We start from the raw sequence: 15,597 nt of genomic DNA, 5'->3' as shown, positions 1-15,597 counted from the left end.
TGCGAGAGTAGGACACTGCCAGGCACCCAATACAAGAAACCCCGCTCACTCGAGCGGGGTTTTTTATTGCCTGAAATTCAGCCCTCACTGGAGGGTAAGCGGGCACTATGGTGCGGTCTCCCGCCGTGTTTTCTGATACTCGCATTCATCATCCCAGCCAATATCGACGTGTTTGTGGCCTGTCTCTGTTCAATATCTATTCGAAAGCCTGCATTCTGGATATAAAAAGCACAGAATGTGATGCTTCTACCTTTCTTGTCATGCCTGCTCTGGTTTAATTCCCGGGTCCACATCGATGGACCAAGGAATCACAATAATTTGAGGAATGGACACATGTTCAAAAGAACAGTAACGATGATGCTGGCGGCGGGAACCCTGGTATTAGGCGGTTGCGCATCCAATGGTGGTGCAGAGCAGGCGGCGGCGGACAACAGTGACTTCGGCGGCAAGTCCATCTACCTGCGTGGTGAGATGAACGACTGGATGGCCACCGACGAAAGCAAGGTCGTCAAGGTTGCCGACAAGCTCTACATGGCCAAGGGGACGCTCAAGAAAGAGTGGGCTCCTTACAAGTTCAAGTTTGCCGACTCCGGCTGGAGTTGTGGCACCAACTTCGGTTACAAGAGCCCGAGCGATGGCGTTGCCGTGCTCGGCGGGGAACCTGTACCGGTCAACCCGTGCTCCAAGTATGAGGACATGAAGTTCTCGCCCGAGGCGGATGGCGTCTATGAGTTCTATCTGAATATGGCGGGTGAGACACCGAGCGTATACGTCAAGAAACCCTGAGATAGTCTCTCGCTTTAAATCTCTCGGAAATTGAACCGGTTAAATGCCCTGGCCCAGAAATCTGCTGGCCGGGGCATTTTTTTAGGATAGAATCGGCGCCCTTACGACGGATGAATCACAACATATTGTGTTTTAAGTTCTTAAATTTACTACTGGTAGTGTTCTTGTCACGATATTGCCCCATTCACAGGAGGTTGATTGACCATGGCTAAATCCATTCCGGTACTGGAGGGCGTCACCGCCAGCCGCCAGATCCCTCTGCAGGAGACGTCTCTCGAGATCTGGGACAGCAAGTATCGTCTCAAGAGCAAGGATGGCGCCCCCATCGACGGCTCCATCGACGAGACCTACCAGCGTGTCGCTCGCGCGCTGGCTGCGCAGGAGCGCGAACCCGACACCTGGTATGAACCCTTCCTGTGGGCTCTGCGCAATGGTGCCATTCCAGCGGGCCGTATCACCTCCAACGCCGGGGCGTTTGAGCACAAGCCGGCGACCTCCACGATCAACTGCACCGTCTCCGGCACCATTGAGGATTCGATGGACGATATCCTCGGCAAGGTGCACGAGGCGGGGCTGACCCTGAAGGCGGGTTGCGGCATCGGTTATGATTTTTCAACCCTGCGACCGCGCGGAGCCTTCGTTTCGGGAGCGGGGGCCTATACCTCCGGGCCGCTCTCCTTCATGGATATCTACGACAAGATGTGCTTTACCGTCTCCTCTGCCGGTGGCCGTCGTGGCGCCCAGATGGGCACCATGGATATCCGTCACCCCGATGTCGTCGAGTTCATCCAGGCCAAGCGGGAGGATGGTCGCCTGCGTCAATTCAACCTCTCCCTGCTCATCACGGAAGAGTTCGTCAGTGCGGTGAAGGAGGATGCCCCCTGGCAACTGATCTTCCCCTACACCGCCAAGGAGGTGGAGCAGGATGGCATCGCGCTGGATGACCCAGCGAGGGTGGTCTGGGCGGACTGGCCCAACAAGGAGGGTGTGGTGATCAACGAGCTGGGCCAGGTGGCCTGCAAGGTCTACAAGACCCTGCCCGCGCGCAAGCTGTGGAACGTCATCATGACCTCTACCTACGACTATGCGGAGCCCGGTTTCATCCTGATCGACAAGGTGAACCAGATGAACAACAACTGGTTCTGCGAAGAGATCCGTGCCACCAACCCCTGCGGTGAACAGCCTCTGCCGCCCTATGGGGCCTGCCTGCTGGGCTCGGTCAACCTGACCACCTTCGTGCGCGATCCCTTCACCGAGCAGGCCGCCTTCGACTGGCCCGCGTTTCGCAAGGTGGTGGCCATCTTTACCCGCATGCTCGACAACGTGGTGGAGATAAACCAGCTGCCGCTGGCCAAGCAGCGCGAGGAGATCACCGCCAAGCGTCGCCACGGCATGGGCTTCCTGGGGCTGGGCTCGACCCTCACCATGCTGCGCATCAAGTACGGCTCTGCGGCCTCCGTCGCCTTCACCGAACAGGTCTCCCAGGAACTGGCGATGACCGGCTGGCAGGAGTCTCTGCGTCTGGCGAAGGAGAAGGGGCCGGCCCCCATCATGGAGCAGGAGTTCGAAGTCACCGGCAAGATGCTGCGTCTGCGCCCCGAAATGGCGGCAGATGGCATCAAGCTCGGCGACAAGGTGAAGGGCAAGGTGTTGCATGCCCGCTACAGCCGCTATATGCAGCAGGTGGCCGAGGTGGATCCCGCTCTGGTAGCCGAGCTGGCCGAGGTGGGCGGACGCTTCACCCACCACAGCAGCATAGCGCCGACCGGTACCATCTCCCTGTCGCTCGCCAACAACGCCAGCAACGGCATCGAGCCGAGCTTTGCCCACCACTACAGCCGCAATGTCATCAAACCGGGCAAGAAGAGCAAGGAGAGCGTGGATGTCTACTCCTTCGAGCTGCTGGCCTATCGCGAGCTGGTGAACCCGGCCGCCATGCCCTATGCCGAGGAGGAAGGTAGCCGCCTGCCGGATTACTTCATCACCGCGGACGACATCACGCCGACCGGGCATGTGGATATCCAGGCGGCGGCCCAGCGCTGGATCGACTCCTCCATCTCCAAGACCGCCAACGTGCCGACCGATTTTCCGTTCGAGCAGTTCAAGGATATCTACCTCTATGCCTCGGACTCCGGCCTCAAGGGCTGTACCACCTTCCGCTTCAACCCGGCCGCCTTCCAGGGCGTGCTGGTGAAGGAGAAGGATCTGGAGAACACCAGTTACGAGTTTACCCTGGAAGATGGCACCGTCATCACGGCGAAGGGGAACGAGGAGATCGAATACGATGGCGAGCTGCACACCGCCGCCAACCTCTATGACGCCTTGAAAGAAGGCTATTACGGCAAGTTCTGAGGACGAGACATGGTCAAGAAGATCGACAGAAAAATCGTCGCCTACAAGGTAAAAACCCGGGATGAGCCGCAAGATGCGCCGACGCCCCAGGATGACGTGGTGCACATGCATGAAACCGTGCTGCGCCCGGAACGGTTGATGGGCACCACCTACAAGCTGAAGACGCCGGAGCATGTCTCCGAGCACTCGCTGTTCATCACCATCAACGACATCATTCTCAACGAGGGCACGGTGCACGAGACCCGGCGCCCGTTCGAGATCTTCATCAACTCCAAGAGCCTGGAGCACTATCAGTGGATAGTGGCGCTGACCCGCATCATCTCGGCGGTGTTTCGCAAGGGAGGGGACGTCACCTTTCTGGTGGAGGAGTTGCGCTCCGTGTTCGATCCCAAGGGAGGCTACTGGAACAAGGGCAAGTATGTGCCCTCTCTCATCGCCGAAATTGGCAACGTGATCGAAACCCATCTCACCGAGATCGGCATGCTCAAGGTGCCCGGGCTGGACGAGCACCAGCAGGCGTTCCTGGCCGAGAAGCAGGCGCAATTGCAGGCACAGCAACAGGCAGAAGAGCAGCCGGCGGGCAGCGGTTTCCCACCCAGTGCCGCGCTCTGCTACAAGTGCCACACCAAGGCGCTGGTGCAAAAGGATGGCTGCATGACCTGTCTCAATTGCGGGGATTCCAAGTGCGGTTGAGGTGCTGACTGCCACCAAAGGCCGGCAACATGCCGGCCTTTTCGTTGCTGATTTTATGTTCGAACGACGCTCATGATGGCAGCGATTTGTTGCGCACCGGTAAATTCGGGCGTAGCGTTGGGGGTAATAAAACTGTCACGGCCGTGTGGTTTCAATGACATCTGAGATTCACACACGTGGCACCTTCAGTGCCAAGGAGGATGCTTATGGACAACACGGACCGAAAGCTGTTTATCCTGGATACCAACGTTCTGCTTCACGAACCCCTCGCCATCTACTCCTTCAAAGAGCACGACGTGCTCATCCCCATGACGGTGCTCGAAGAGCTCGACAACATCAAGGATCGCCAGAAGGACGTCAGCCGTGATGCCCGCATCGCCATCCGTGCCCTGGAAGATGTCTTCCGCGATGCGACTCCGGAGCAGATAGTGCAAGGAGTGGCACTGGCCGGCGAGGCGAGCGGCCGTATCTCCATCTTCAGCGATCACCATCTGCCCCAGGATGCCGAGGTGTTCACCGACAAGGAGGCGGACAACCGCATCATCAACGCCGCCCTCTACCTGCAAAAGCACGAGATGAAGCGTCAGGTGGTGCTGGTCACCAAAGACATCAACATGCGCCTCAAGGCCAAGGGAGCAGGTCTTGCCCATGTGGAGGATTACCGCAGCGACCAGCTCATCGACGACATCCGCCTGCTCGCCAAGGGCTTCCAGGTGGTGCCCGGCAGCTTCTGGGAGCGGGTCGGCGAGTGCGACAGCGAAACCCATGGCCGCGATACGGTCCACGTTATCGATGCCAACCTGCTGGAGGGAGTCCACGTCAACCAGTACCTGCTGGACGAGGAGAACTTCTTTGCCGCGCGGGTACTGAGCCACGACGGCAACAAGATCCGCCTGAAAGATCTCGGCCGCGAGCGGCTGATGTCCCGCAAGGCCTGGGGGGTGCATCCCAAGAACGTCTATCAGGGCATGGCGCTGGATGCCCTGCTGGATCCGCACATCGACCTGGTGATCCTGACCGGCCCGGCGGGCTGCGGCAAGACCCTGCTTGCCATGGCGGCGGCGCTGGAGCTGGTGATCGAGAAGGGGATCTACGAGAAGGTGATCGTCACCCGCAATACCCCGGAAATTGCCGAGAGCATCGGCTTCCTGCCCGGCACCGAGGAGGAGAAGATGATGCCCTGGCTGGCGGCGGTGACCGACACCCTGGAGGTGCTGCACAAGCAGGACGAGAACATGAGCGGGTCGCTCAGCTACATCATGGAGAAGGCCAATATCCAGTTCAAATCGGTCAACTTCATGCGCGGGCGCAGCATCCAGAACACCTTCGTGCTGCTGGACGAGTGCCAGAACCTGACCGCGTCCCAGATCAAGACCATCATCACCCGCTGCGGGGAGGGGACCAAGATCGTCTGCTCCGGCAACCTGGCTCAGATCGACTCCAACTACCTGAGCCCGGTGACCTCGGGTCTGACCTACATCGTCGAGCGGTTCAAGGACTTCGACGGCAGTGCCAACATCTTCCTGAACGGGGTGGTGCGCAGCCGGCTGGCTTCGTTCGCCGAGGAAAATCTCTGATTTGACGGGATCTCTGCATGAGAAAGGGGAAGCCGGACGGCTTCCCCTTTTTTGATCCCGCCTATCTCATGCCTCTCTCGGTCGGCCCAGGTAGCGCAGCAGCCCCGGGTGATCGCTGCTGTGCAGGATATCGGGCTTGCCCTGCAAGGCGATGCGCCCTGCGTCGATGAAGAGCACCTGATCGGCGATGAGCTGGGCATCCTCGGGGTTGTGAGAGACCATCAGCACGGTGATGCCCTGCTCGCAGGCGAGGCGGGCGACCTCCGCCAGCATCTCCCGGCGGAGGGCCGGATCGAGGGCCGAGAAGGGCTCGTCCAGCAGCAGCAGCGGCCTGCCCCGCACCAGGGCGCGGGCCAGCCCCACCCGCTGCTGCTGGCCGCCGGAGAGCTGCTCCGGCAGGCGCGTCAGCATCTCCCCCAGGCCCACCTTGTCAGCGGCCTCCTGCACCTGCCTTTTCTGGGCCGGATTCAACCGCAGGCCGGGATGCAGGCCGATGGCGATGTTGTCGAACACCGACAGGTGCAGGAAGAGGTTGTGATCCTGGAACAGGGTGGTGACCGGGCGCTCGGCGGGGCCCAGTGACAGCAGATCCTGGCCGTCGAAGGTGAGGGTGCCCGACTCCACCGGCACGAAGCCCGCGATCATGCCGAGCAGGGTGGACTTGCCGGCGCCGCTCGGACCGATGAGGGCGGTGATCTCCCCCTTGGGCAAGGTCGCACTGAAGGTCACCTGCCAGTCGGGATAACTGGTGACCAGTTCCTCAATTACCAGCATGTTTGGCTCCTGAATGTCGTTTTATAGAACAACAAGTAAGAAAAATTGATGAAAGGCAGCGTGAGTGACTGCCCCAAGGGGCGCCCCAGGGGCGTGCCCGGCCGGATCCTGGGGGCTGGGGGGCGGCAATGCCGCCGGGGATCAGTGATCCACATGTCTGCCTCCCAGTCCCCGCTCCACCAGCCAGAACAGGGAGAAGCAGAGGGTGAGCAGCAGCAGGGCGGTGGCGGCCGCCTCGGTCAGCCGGTAGCTACCGAGCTGCTGATAGAGCAGCCAGGGCAGGGTGGTGAGGGTCTGGCTGCCGAACATGGCGATGGCCCCGAGATCCCCAAGGGACAATATCATCGAGAGAGCCATGGCCAGGGCCAGCGGGCGGCGCAGCAGGGGCCACTCCACCAGGCGCAGGCGATGCAGGCCGCGCACCCCCAGGCTGTCCGCCAGCCGATCGTACTGGCGCACCACCAGTTGCATGGGGGCCGAGAGGGTGCGCAGCACATAGGGCAGCGCCATCAGGGCGTTGACCAGCACCACCAGCCAGGGGCCCAGGGCAAAGACGTCGGTGAAGGGCATGAACAGGATGAAGAGGCCGGTGGAGAGCACCACCGCCGGGATCATCAGGATCATGGAACCGCTGGCCTCCCACAGGGCGGCGGCCCGCCGTTTGCGATCCCGCACCCTCAGGTGGCGGCTGGTGAGCAGCAGCCCGGCGCCGAGCAAAGTGGCCAGGGAGCCCGCCGCCAGGGCTATGCCCAGGGACTGCCCCCCTGCCTGCCACAGCCGGGGTGAGCCGAGCGCCGCCAGCAGACCGGGGTTGAACCCGGCGACCACGATGGCCAGCAGGGGCGGCAGGAAGATGGCGAGCCCCATGGTCAGGGCCAGGCCATCCACCAGAGCGCTGCCCTTCTGGTGTCTGTCGGGACGCAGGCAGGGGCGACGGCTGGTGAGGCGACTGGCCGGGGTGGTCTGCAGCTTGTGTTGCAGCAGGAGCAGGGCCAGGGTCAGCAGCAGTTGCACCAGGGCGAGCCCGCCAGCGGTGGCGAGATCGAAGTCAAAGCGGAGCGCCTGGTAGACAGCCACCTCCAGTGTGGTGGACTTGGGGCCGCCCCCGAGCGCCAGCACTGTGGTGAAGCTGGTGAAGCAGAGCATGAAGATGAGGCTGGCGAGCCCCGGCAAGATGCCGCGGATGAGCGGCCACTCCAGCAGCCGGAAGATGTGGGAGGAGCGCATGCCGAGCTGGCTGGCGAGGCGCCAGGAGGACTCGGGGATGCTCTCTATGCTCTGCAGAATGAGGCGGGCGGCCAGCGGCATGTTGAAGAAGACATGGGCCAGCAGGATGCCGAACAGGCCATAGAGGTAGTTGCCGGGATCCAGGCCCAGGCCGTGCAGCAGTTGCGGCAGCCAGCCCTGGCGACCGTGCACCGCCACCATGCCGAAGATGGCGATGATGACCGGCAACACCAGGGAGAGGCCGAAGAGCTTGAGCAGCAGGCGGCGTCCGGTGAAACGGCGTCGCGCCAGGGCCCTGGCCACCGGGATGGCAAGCCCCAGGCTCAGCAGGGTGGAGAGCAGTGCCTGCCAGAGGCTGAAACCCAGCACGTGGCGCAGGTAGGGATCGCCTAGCAGGGCGCGGGGGGAGAGGGCCCCCGCCTGCCACAACAGGGCGACCAGCGGCCCAATGGAGAGCAGCAGGATGACCAGGGTGGCTGCACTGCCGGGCAGCCACCAGAGGGTGCGACGACCTGAACTCACTGGGTGACGGCTTGCAGCCATTCGCGGATCCACCCCTTGCGGTTGGCGGCTACCTCGTCAGAGCTGAAGGTGAGTGGCTTAGCTACGGTGATCATCTGTTCGAACCCCTTGGGCAGCGCCACGTTTGTCACCGGATACATCCAGTTGCCGCCGGGGATCTCGTTCTGGAAGGCGGGGCTCACCATGAATTGCAGGAACTGGTCAGCCAGTTTGCCCTGTGTGGCGCCCTTGAGCTTGGCCGCTACTTCCACCTGGCGGTAGTGCCCCTCCTCGAACGCGGCCGCCCGGTACTGGGGTTTGCTCTCGGCAATCAGGTGATAGGCGGGGGAGGTGGTGTAGGAGAGCACCATGTCCGCCTCGCCGTCGAGGAACATGCCGTAGGCCTCTGACCACCCCTTGGTGACGGTGACCGTCTTTTTGGCAAGCGTGGCCCAGGCGGCAGGGGCCTCATCCCCGTAGACCGACTTCATCCAGAGCATCAGCCCCTGACCAGGGGTGGAGGTGCGGGGATCCTGATAGATCACCTTGATATCGGGGCGCGCCACCAGCTCCTTCAGGCTCTTGGGGGGCTGCTTGAGCTTGTTGCTGTCATAGACGAAGGCGAAGTAGCCGTAGTCATAGGGGACAAAGGTGTCGTCTTGCCAGCCACCCGGCACCTTGAGGCCATCGAGCCTGGTGGAATGGGGGGCGAACAGGCCGCTCTGTTTGGCCTCGCTGATGAGGGCATCGTCCAGCCCCAGCACCATGTCGGCCTTGCTGTGCTGGCCTTCCAGCCGCAGCCGGTTGAGGATGGCGACGCCATCCTCGAGGGGCACCAGATTGAGGGTGCAGCCGCACTCCTTCTCGAAGGCTTGCTTGATTTTGGGGCCCGGCCCCCATTCGGCGGCGAAGGAGCCGTAGGTGTAGACGGTGAGGGTGTCGGCGGCAAACGCCTGGGCAGAGAGCAGGCTGGTGGCGATCAGCAGCAGGGTCTTCATCAATGGCACTCCTGTGGGTATCGGGGTGCTCATCAATGGCACCTCGCGTGTGGTGAGCGCCGGCGGATGAGGACACAAAAAACGCGCGCCATGCCTCAAATTCCTCCGCCAGCATTATCTGGATCAGGTTCACGGGTATAATCTCAGCGGTAAACCGCACCCCGTTTGAGCAACGCATCGCATTGTATTGGCGTTCCTGGGGGGAGGCCAGCACTATGTTTCACGGGCCGCATCGTGCGAGCCACCACCAAGGAGGAAGTCCCCAGTGATCACCAGCACCAAGGAAAGACGTGCCTTCCAGCGCATGGTCATCAATGCCCCCGTCACCCTATTCCAGCATCAGCAGGTGCTGGAGGGGGTCTGCCGGGATCTCAGCGCCAACGGCATGGGCGTCGAGGTGAACAAGCACGAGTTCGATCTGGCCCAGCCCATCCGGGTGAGCCTGGCGACCAGCAGCAATCTTCTGCCTCCCTTCGAGGCCCAGGCTCGCATCGTGCGGGTGCTGGAGGAAGAAGACGGTCTCCTGCTGGCGCTGGAGTTTCTCTCCCTCACCTGAGACCCGGGCGCCCGTCCTCCTCGAGACAGGCCAGCCATGGGCTGGCCTGTCTCATTTCCCCTCATCCTGCACCGGCTGCACGCTCAACTGGCCGCTGTCGACCAGCGTCTTGCTGGTGGGCGCGAGCTGGCCCATGGGCAGCTGGGCCGGGCCGGTCGGCTCCATCAGGAGATAGGTCTCCCCCGCCCGGCTCAAGGTGGCGTCCCCCGGTTTGGCTGGCAGGGCCACCCCCAGCAGGGCATGTCCCGGCACGAACACCATGGCCTGCTTGAGATCGGGATACCCCTGGGCCAGCAGGGCGGCCATCAGGGTCACCTTGCTGTCGCAATCCCCCCGGTTCTGCTCCAGCACCTGGCGCGGGCTCAGAAACCCCTTGCCAGAGCGGCCCGACTGGCTGTCGAGCAGTTGATAGGGGATGGCCTGGATGAAGTCGAGCATGTGGGCCACCGTCTTCTGGCGCGCCTCGGTCTCGGTGGCCCCTTCCTGCTTGAGCTGCTCCATCAACGGGGCCAGTTCGTCCCGGCTCTCCAGGGCGATGCGCACATGATCCTGCTTGATGGCGGGAGCGCCGTCGGGGGCAGTGAAGGGCTGGAAGTAGTGCTGCGTGAGCCAGGCAGCCTCCAGTTTGGCCTGCTCGGGCTTGACCCATTGGGAGGCTTCCCGCGCCTTGTCGGTGTTGCGGCTCTTGATGCTGAGGCTCATGGCGGGGCGAACGAGGGAGAACTGCACCTCGGGGAACGCCAGGGGGGCCTGTTGCAGCAGGCTTTGCAGTACGTCTTCCTGCATCCTGGCCGGACGGTAAGCGATGAGAGGGGGCAGCTTGCCCGCCTCCAGCCGGTAGCTGAGCTGCTGCGCCTTGCCCTCCCTGTCCTGCCAGCCGACGTTGAGCTGACCGCCACTGTTGGTGAAAGAGGTCTGCCCGCCCAGGGCCGGGAGGCTGAGCAGCAGGCAGAGCAATGAAAGGGCGCCCCTTGCGGACATGGGTGTCTCCTGTCGGACATGCAGAGGTGGTGGGCTTTGTACAGCGACCCGACAATAAAACAGGGAGCCTTGGCTCCCTGTTGATTCTACTCGCTTTCTTGTCGCAGGCTCGTCAAATCCAGCTTGGCTGCTTCGCCTCGAAGGCGCTGATGGCGGCCTCGTGCTGCAGGGTCAGACCGATGGCATCCAGCCCGTTGAGCAGACAGTAGCGACGGAACTCGTCGATTTCGAAGCCGAACGTGAGGCTGCCTGCACGCACCTGGTTGGCCTCCAGATCCACTTCGATCTCGATACCCGGCTGGGCGGCGACCAGCTGGAACAGGGCGTCGACCTCCTCCTCTTTCAGACGAACCGGCACCATGCCGTTGTTGATGGCGTTGCCGTAGAAGATGTCGGCAAAGCTCGGAGCGATCATGGTCTTGAAGCCGTAGTCCGCCAGCGCCCAGGGGGCGTGCTCACGACTCGAGCCGCAGCCGAAGTTCTCGCGGGCCAGCAGGATGCTGGCACCGGCGAACTGCGGCTGGTTGAGCACGAACTCGGGGTTGGGCTGCTCCCCTGCATCGTCCAGGAAGCGCCAGTCGTGGAACAGGTGCTTGCCAAAGCCGATACGGTTCACCTTCTGCAGGAACTGCTTGGGAATGATGGCGTCGGTGTCGACGTTGGCGCTGTCGAGGGGAACGACGATCCCTTTATGCTGTTTGAATCCTGTCATCGCTGTTTCCTCTTACAGTGCGCGAATATCGGCGAAGCGGCCGGTGACGGCGGCGGCGGCGGCCATGGCCGGGCTCACCAGGTGGGTGCGGCCGGCACGACCCTGACGCCCCTCGAAGTTGCGGTTGCTGGTGGAGGCGCAGCGCTCCCCCGGTTGCAGCCGGTCGTTGTTCATGGCCAGACACATGGAGCAGCCGGGCAAACGCCACTCAAAGCCTGCCTCGATGAAGATCTTGTCCAGCCCCTCGGCCTCGGCCTGGGCCTTCACCTGCTCGGAGCCCGGCACCACCAGAGCCTGTACCCCGGCGGCGACCTTGCGGCCACGGGCGATGGCGGCGGCAGCGCGCAGATCCTCGATGCGGCTGTTGGTGCACGAACCGATGAACACCTTGTCGATGGCCACGTCGGAGAGCTTCTGGCCCGGTTGCAGGTCCATGTAGGCGAGGGCCTTGCGGGCGGACTGCTGCTCCACCGGATCGGCGAAGGATTCCGGGGCAGGGATGGGCTCATTGACGGCAATCACCTGGCCCGGGTTGGTGCCCCAGGTCACTTGCGGGGCGATGTCGGCGGCGTCCAGCACCACTTCGGCGTCGAAGTGGGCACCTTCGTCACTCTTGAGGGTCAGCCAGTAGGCGATGGCTTGTTCCAGCGCCTCCCCCTTGGGAGCGAACTCCTTGCCACGGATGTAGTCGATGGTGGTCTGGTCGGGGGCAATCATGCCCGCTTTGGCGCCGAGCTCGATGGCCATGTTGCACACCGTCATGCGCCCTTCCATGGTGAGCCCCTCGATGGCTTCACCAGCGAACTCCACCACGTAGCCGGTCCCGCCTGCGTGACCCACCTTGCCGATGATGGCGAGCACCACGTCTTTGGCGCTGATGCCTGTGGCCAGCTTGCCGTTGACAGAGATACGCATGGTCCTGGCGCGGCCCTGTTTCAGGGTCTGGGTGGCCATTACATGTTCCACTTCGGAGGTGCCGATACCGAACGCGAGCGACCCGAAGGCACCGTGGGTGGCGGTGTGTGAGTCACCGCAGACGATGGTGGTGCCGGGCAATGTGATGCCGAGCTCGGGGCCCATCACGTGGACGATGCCCTGGTATTTGTGGTTCAAGTCATAGAGACGAACCCCGAACGCCTTGCAGTTGGCGGCGAGTGTCTCCATCTGGATGCGGGCCATCTCGCCGGAGGCGGCGATGTCCTTGGTGGTGGTGGAGACGTTGTGATCCATGGTGGCCCAGGTCAGATCCGGGCGACGCAGCTGGCGGTTCATGGCGCGCAGGCCGTCGAATGCCTGGGGGCTGGTCACTTCATGCACCAGATGACGGTCGATGTAGATGAGAGGGGTTTCCCCTTCCACTTCCCGCACCACGTGGGCGTCGAACACTTTCTGATAGAGGGTCTTGGACATTGCTCGGTTTCCTTGTTATCGATGCCGTGGGGTCAGATGCGCGCGGCGATCTGGCTGCCCATGTCGGCCGTGCTCTGCAACGGGTGCGTGGCGCTGGCCTGATGCAGGTCGGCGGTGAAATAGCCTTCTGCCAGGGTCTGGGCCACGGCCTGCTCGATGGCCTGGGCGGCGGCTTCCTGGCCGAGACTGTAACGCAGCATCAGGGCGGCGGAGAGGATCTGGGCGATGGGATTCGCAATCCCCTTGCCGGCGATATCCGGGGCCGAGCCACCGGCCGGCTCGAACAGGCCGAAGCCGGATTCGTTAAGGCTGGCGGAGGGGAGCAGGCCCATGGAGCCAGTGATCATGGCGCACTCGTCGGAGAGGATGTCACCGAACAGGTTGGAGCAGAGCAGCACGTCGAACTGGGACGGATCCTTGATGAGCTGCATGGTGGCGTTGTCGATGTACATGTGGTTCAGGGCCACGTCCGGGTAGGACTTGGCGACCTCGGTCACCACCTCGCGCCACAGGATGGAGGAGGCGAGCACGTTGGCCTTGTCGATGGAGGTGACCCTGGACTTGCGCACCCGGGCCGATTCAAACGCTATCTTGGCGATGCGCTCGATCTCGAAGCGGTGGTACACCTCGGTGTCGAAGGCCTTCTCGGTGGCGCCTTCCCCTTCACGCCCCTTGGGCTGGCCGAAATAGATGCCGCCGGTCAGCTCGCGCACGCAGGCGATGTCGAAGCCGCGATCGGAGATGTCGGCACGCAGCGGGGAGAACTGCTCCAGACCGGTGTAGATGCGGGCCGGGCGCAGGTTGCAGAACAGTTTGAAGTGGGCACGCAGGGGCAGCAGGGCACCGCGCTCCGGCTGATCGTTGGGCGGCAGGTGCTCCCACTTGGGGCCACCCACCGATCCGAACAGCACCGCATCGGCCGCTTCGCAGCCTTTGATCGTGCTCTGGGGCAGCGGTGTGCCGTGGTTGTCGATGGCGATGCCGCCGACGTCGTGACGGTCATAGTCGAGGGAGAAGCCGAATTTGGTCTGCACCTTTTCCAGTACCTTGATGGCCTCAGCCATCACTTCCGGGCCAATGCCGTCACCCGGCAATACTGCGATCCGATAACTGCTCATACTCTCTCCGTCTTGATAGTGTGATTCCGTTTCATCCGGGAGGCCGGTCCGGGCCACTGCCCTGGCCCCGGTCCTCCCCATGTCATGTTGTCATCTTGTCCGGCGGCGGGCTCAGACTGTTTCCGATTTGATGGTGTGGTTGCGCTCCATCTGCTCGGCGACCTGGTCCGCGCGCCAGATGCTGTTGATCACGTGGACCAGGGCCTGGGCCGAGGATTCGATGATGTCAGTGGCCAGCCCCATGCCGTGGAACTTGCGCCCCTTGTACTCGGCGACGATGTCCACCTGGCCGAGGGCGTTCTTGCCCTCGCCCTTGCCTTTGAGTTCGTATTTATCGATGCGGATCTCGTAGCCGGTGATGCGGTTGATGCACTGGTAGACCGCATCCACCGGGCCGTTGCCGGTGGCGGCCTCGCACACCAGATCCTGGCCTACCTTGAGCTTGACCGAGGCGGTGGCGAGCACCGAGCTGCCGCTCTGCACGCCGAGGTACTCCAGCTTGAAGTGCTCGGGCTCCTCGTGGATCTGGCTGAAGAAGGCGAGGGCCTCCAGGTCGTAGTCGAACACCTGGCCCTTCTTGTCTGCCAGGGTGAGGAACTTGGCGTAGAGATCGTCGAGGTCGTAGCTGCTCTCGGCGTAGCCCATGGACTCCATCCGGTGCTTGATGACGTGGCGGCCGGAGCGGGAGGTCATGTTGAGGTTGTTCTGGGTGAGACCGATGCTCTCGGGGGTGATGATTTCATAGGTGTTCTTCGCCTTGAGCACGCCGTCCTGATGGATGCCTGAGCTGTGGGAGAAGGCGTTGGCGCCGACGATGGCCTTGTTGGGCTGCACCGGCATGTTGCAGATTTGACTGACGAGGGTGCTGGTGCGGTGGATCTCGCTGTGGCGAATGTTGGTGTGTACCCCGAGCAGGTCGGCGCGGGTCTTCAGGATCATCGCGACCTCTTCCAGAGAGCAGTTGCCAGCACGCTCGCCGATGCCGTTGATGGTGCACTCGATCTGGCGGGCCCCCATCTGCACGGCACTGATGGAGTTGGCCACCGAGAGGCCCAGATCGTCGTGGCAGTGCACCGAGATGATGGCCTTGTCGATGTTGGGTACCCGGTTGAACAGGGTGTGGATGATGCCGGAGAATTCGGTCGTCACCGTGTAGCCCACGGTGTCAGGAATGTTGATGGTGCGGGCGCCGGCCTTGATGGCGGCTTCCACCATGCGGCACAGGTTGTCTATCGGGGTGCGGCCCGCATCTTCGCAGGAGAACTCCACGTCATCGGTGTAGCGCAAGGCGTGCTTGATGGCGCCGACCCCCATCTCCAGCACGTCTTCGAAGCTCTTTTTCAGCTTGCTCTCCACGTGGATGGAGGAGGTGGAGATGAAGGTATGGATGCGAAACGCCTCTGCCACTTTCAAGGCTTCGCCGGCGGCATCGATGTCTTTTTGCAGGGCGCGAGCCAGGGCGCAGACCCGGCTGTTCTTGATGTGGCGGGCGATGGTCTGAACCGATTGAAAATCGCCGGGGGAGGAGACGGGGAAACCCACTTCCATGATATCGACACCGAGCCGTTCCAGCGCCTGGGCGATCTGCAGCTTCTCCTTGACCGTCAAGCTGGCCGACAGCGCCTGCTCACCATCACGTAAGGTGGTGTCGAATATGATGACCCGATCTGACATGTGACTTCCCTCTTCCTAAGTTCGCTGCGTGCATCCTGCATGGCATAAAAAAACCCGTGCGGGGTGCACGGGTTTCTGTAAATTCCGGCTATGCCTTAGCCCGGCTACAAGGATCCCGCGCGAGGAGTCGCGATTAGGGAGAGCAGTAGTAGCGGAGCGGCAATACGCATGATGTCTCAATCCTTCCAGTCGATAACGCTACTACCAATAACGAGATTTTTATGCTGTGTCAACCGGA

Annotated in this window: 13 protein-coding genes and 1 riboswitch; of the genes, 5 read left to right on the top strand and 8 right to left on the bottom strand. The window is 62.4% G+C overall.

Annotated elements, in window-relative coordinates; translation table 11 throughout:
* The first annotated feature begins 333 nt into the window (after positions 1-333).
* The 4 genes from AB5Y89_RS18350 (at position 334) to AB5Y89_RS18335 (ending at position 5,408) form a co-directional block, all read left to right on the top strand.
* On the top strand, positions 334-786 hold the full coding sequence (locus AB5Y89_RS18350) for a pullulanase (RefSeq protein ID WP_029313820.1): 453 nt from the start codon (positions 334-336) through the stop codon (positions 784-786).
* A gap of 204 nt (positions 787-990) precedes the next feature.
* A complete protein-coding gene (locus AB5Y89_RS18345) occupies positions 991-3,138 on the top strand; it encodes an adenosylcobalamin-dependent ribonucleoside-diphosphate reductase (RefSeq protein WP_010673143.1) in 2,148 nt (715 codons plus the stop codon).
* 9 nt (positions 3,139-3,147) lie between these two features.
* Complete coding sequence (locus AB5Y89_RS18340; RefSeq protein WP_010673144.1) at positions 3,148-3,831, top strand: hypothetical protein; 684 nt, start codon at positions 3,148-3,150, stop codon at positions 3,829-3,831.
* 206 nt (positions 3,832-4,037) lie between these two features.
* Positions 4,038-5,408, top strand: a complete 1,371-nt coding sequence (locus AB5Y89_RS18335) for a PhoH family protein (protein WP_010673145.1) — start codon at positions 4,038-4,040, stop codon at positions 5,406-5,408.
* Positions 5,409-5,474: 66 nt separating this feature from the next.
* Here AB5Y89_RS18335 and thiQ read toward each other — a convergent pair whose 3' ends face one another.
* The 3 genes from thiQ to thiB form a co-directional block, all read right to left on the bottom strand.
* Positions 5,475-6,182, bottom strand: a complete 708-nt coding sequence (gene thiQ, locus AB5Y89_RS18330) for a thiamine ABC transporter ATP-binding protein (protein ID WP_052816553.1) — start codon at positions 6,180-6,182, stop codon at positions 5,475-5,477.
* 141 nt (positions 6,183-6,323) lie between these two features.
* Positions 6,324-7,952, bottom strand: a complete 1,629-nt coding sequence (gene thiP, locus AB5Y89_RS18325) for a thiamine/thiamine pyrophosphate ABC transporter permease (protein WP_042016674.1) — start codon at positions 7,950-7,952, stop codon at positions 6,324-6,326.
* The gene (gene thiB / locus AB5Y89_RS18320) at positions 7,928-8,908 is read right to left on the bottom strand and encodes a thiamine ABC transporter substrate binding subunit (RefSeq protein WP_201995988.1); all 981 of its coding nucleotides are present in this window, start codon (positions 8,906-8,908) and stop codon (positions 7,928-7,930) included. The genes thiP and thiB overlap by 25 nt, the downstream gene beginning before the upstream one ends.
* Before the next feature lie 83 nt (positions 8,909-8,991).
* Positions 8,992-9,082, bottom strand: a riboswitch (TPP riboswitch).
* 91 nt (positions 9,083-9,173) lie between these two features.
* Here thiB and AB5Y89_RS18315 point away from each other — a divergent pair.
* On the top strand, positions 9,174-9,464 hold the full coding sequence (locus AB5Y89_RS18315) for a PilZ domain-containing protein (RefSeq protein WP_010673149.1): 291 nt from the start codon (positions 9,174-9,176) through the stop codon (positions 9,462-9,464).
* 51 nt (positions 9,465-9,515) lie between these two features.
* Here AB5Y89_RS18315 and AB5Y89_RS18310 read toward each other — a convergent pair whose 3' ends face one another.
* From AB5Y89_RS18310 to leuA, 5 genes are all read right to left on the bottom strand, one after another.
* Entirely contained in the window at positions 9,516-10,445 is a 930-nt protein-coding gene (locus tag AB5Y89_RS18310) for a transglutaminase domain-containing protein (protein WP_368224249.1), read from the bottom strand.
* A gap of 112 nt (positions 10,446-10,557) precedes the next feature.
* Positions 10,558-11,157 carry a 3-isopropylmalate dehydratase small subunit gene (leuD, locus tag AB5Y89_RS18305; protein ID WP_113069684.1) on the bottom strand — a complete coding sequence of 200 codons (600 nt, stop codon included), beginning with the start codon at positions 11,155-11,157 and terminating at the stop codon, positions 10,558-10,560.
* Between the two features lie 12 nt (positions 11,158-11,169).
* The gene (leuC, locus tag AB5Y89_RS18300; protein WP_069784572.1) at positions 11,170-12,567 is read right to left on the bottom strand and encodes a 3-isopropylmalate dehydratase large subunit; all 1,398 of its coding nucleotides are present in this window, start codon (positions 12,565-12,567) and stop codon (positions 11,170-11,172) included.
* 32 nt (positions 12,568-12,599) lie between these two features.
* Positions 12,600-13,685: a 3-isopropylmalate dehydrogenase gene (gene leuB / locus AB5Y89_RS18295; protein WP_069651849.1), complete on the bottom strand. Its 1,086-nt coding sequence runs from the start codon at positions 13,683-13,685 to the stop codon at positions 12,600-12,602.
* Between the two features lie 111 nt (positions 13,686-13,796).
* On the bottom strand, positions 13,797-15,359 hold the full coding sequence (gene leuA, locus AB5Y89_RS18290; RefSeq protein WP_368224248.1) for a 2-isopropylmalate synthase: 1,563 nt from the start codon (positions 15,357-15,359) through the stop codon (positions 13,797-13,799).
* Positions 15,360-15,597: the final 238 nt, after the last annotated feature.

It is taken from the genome of Aeromonas sp. s4 (assembly GCF_040907855.1).
Taxonomy (GTDB): Bacteria; Pseudomonadota; Gammaproteobacteria; order Enterobacterales; family Aeromonadaceae; genus Aeromonas; species Aeromonas caviae.
The sequence above is the reverse complement of the archived record's forward strand: the minus strand, read 5'-3'. Positions and strand labels throughout refer to the sequence as shown.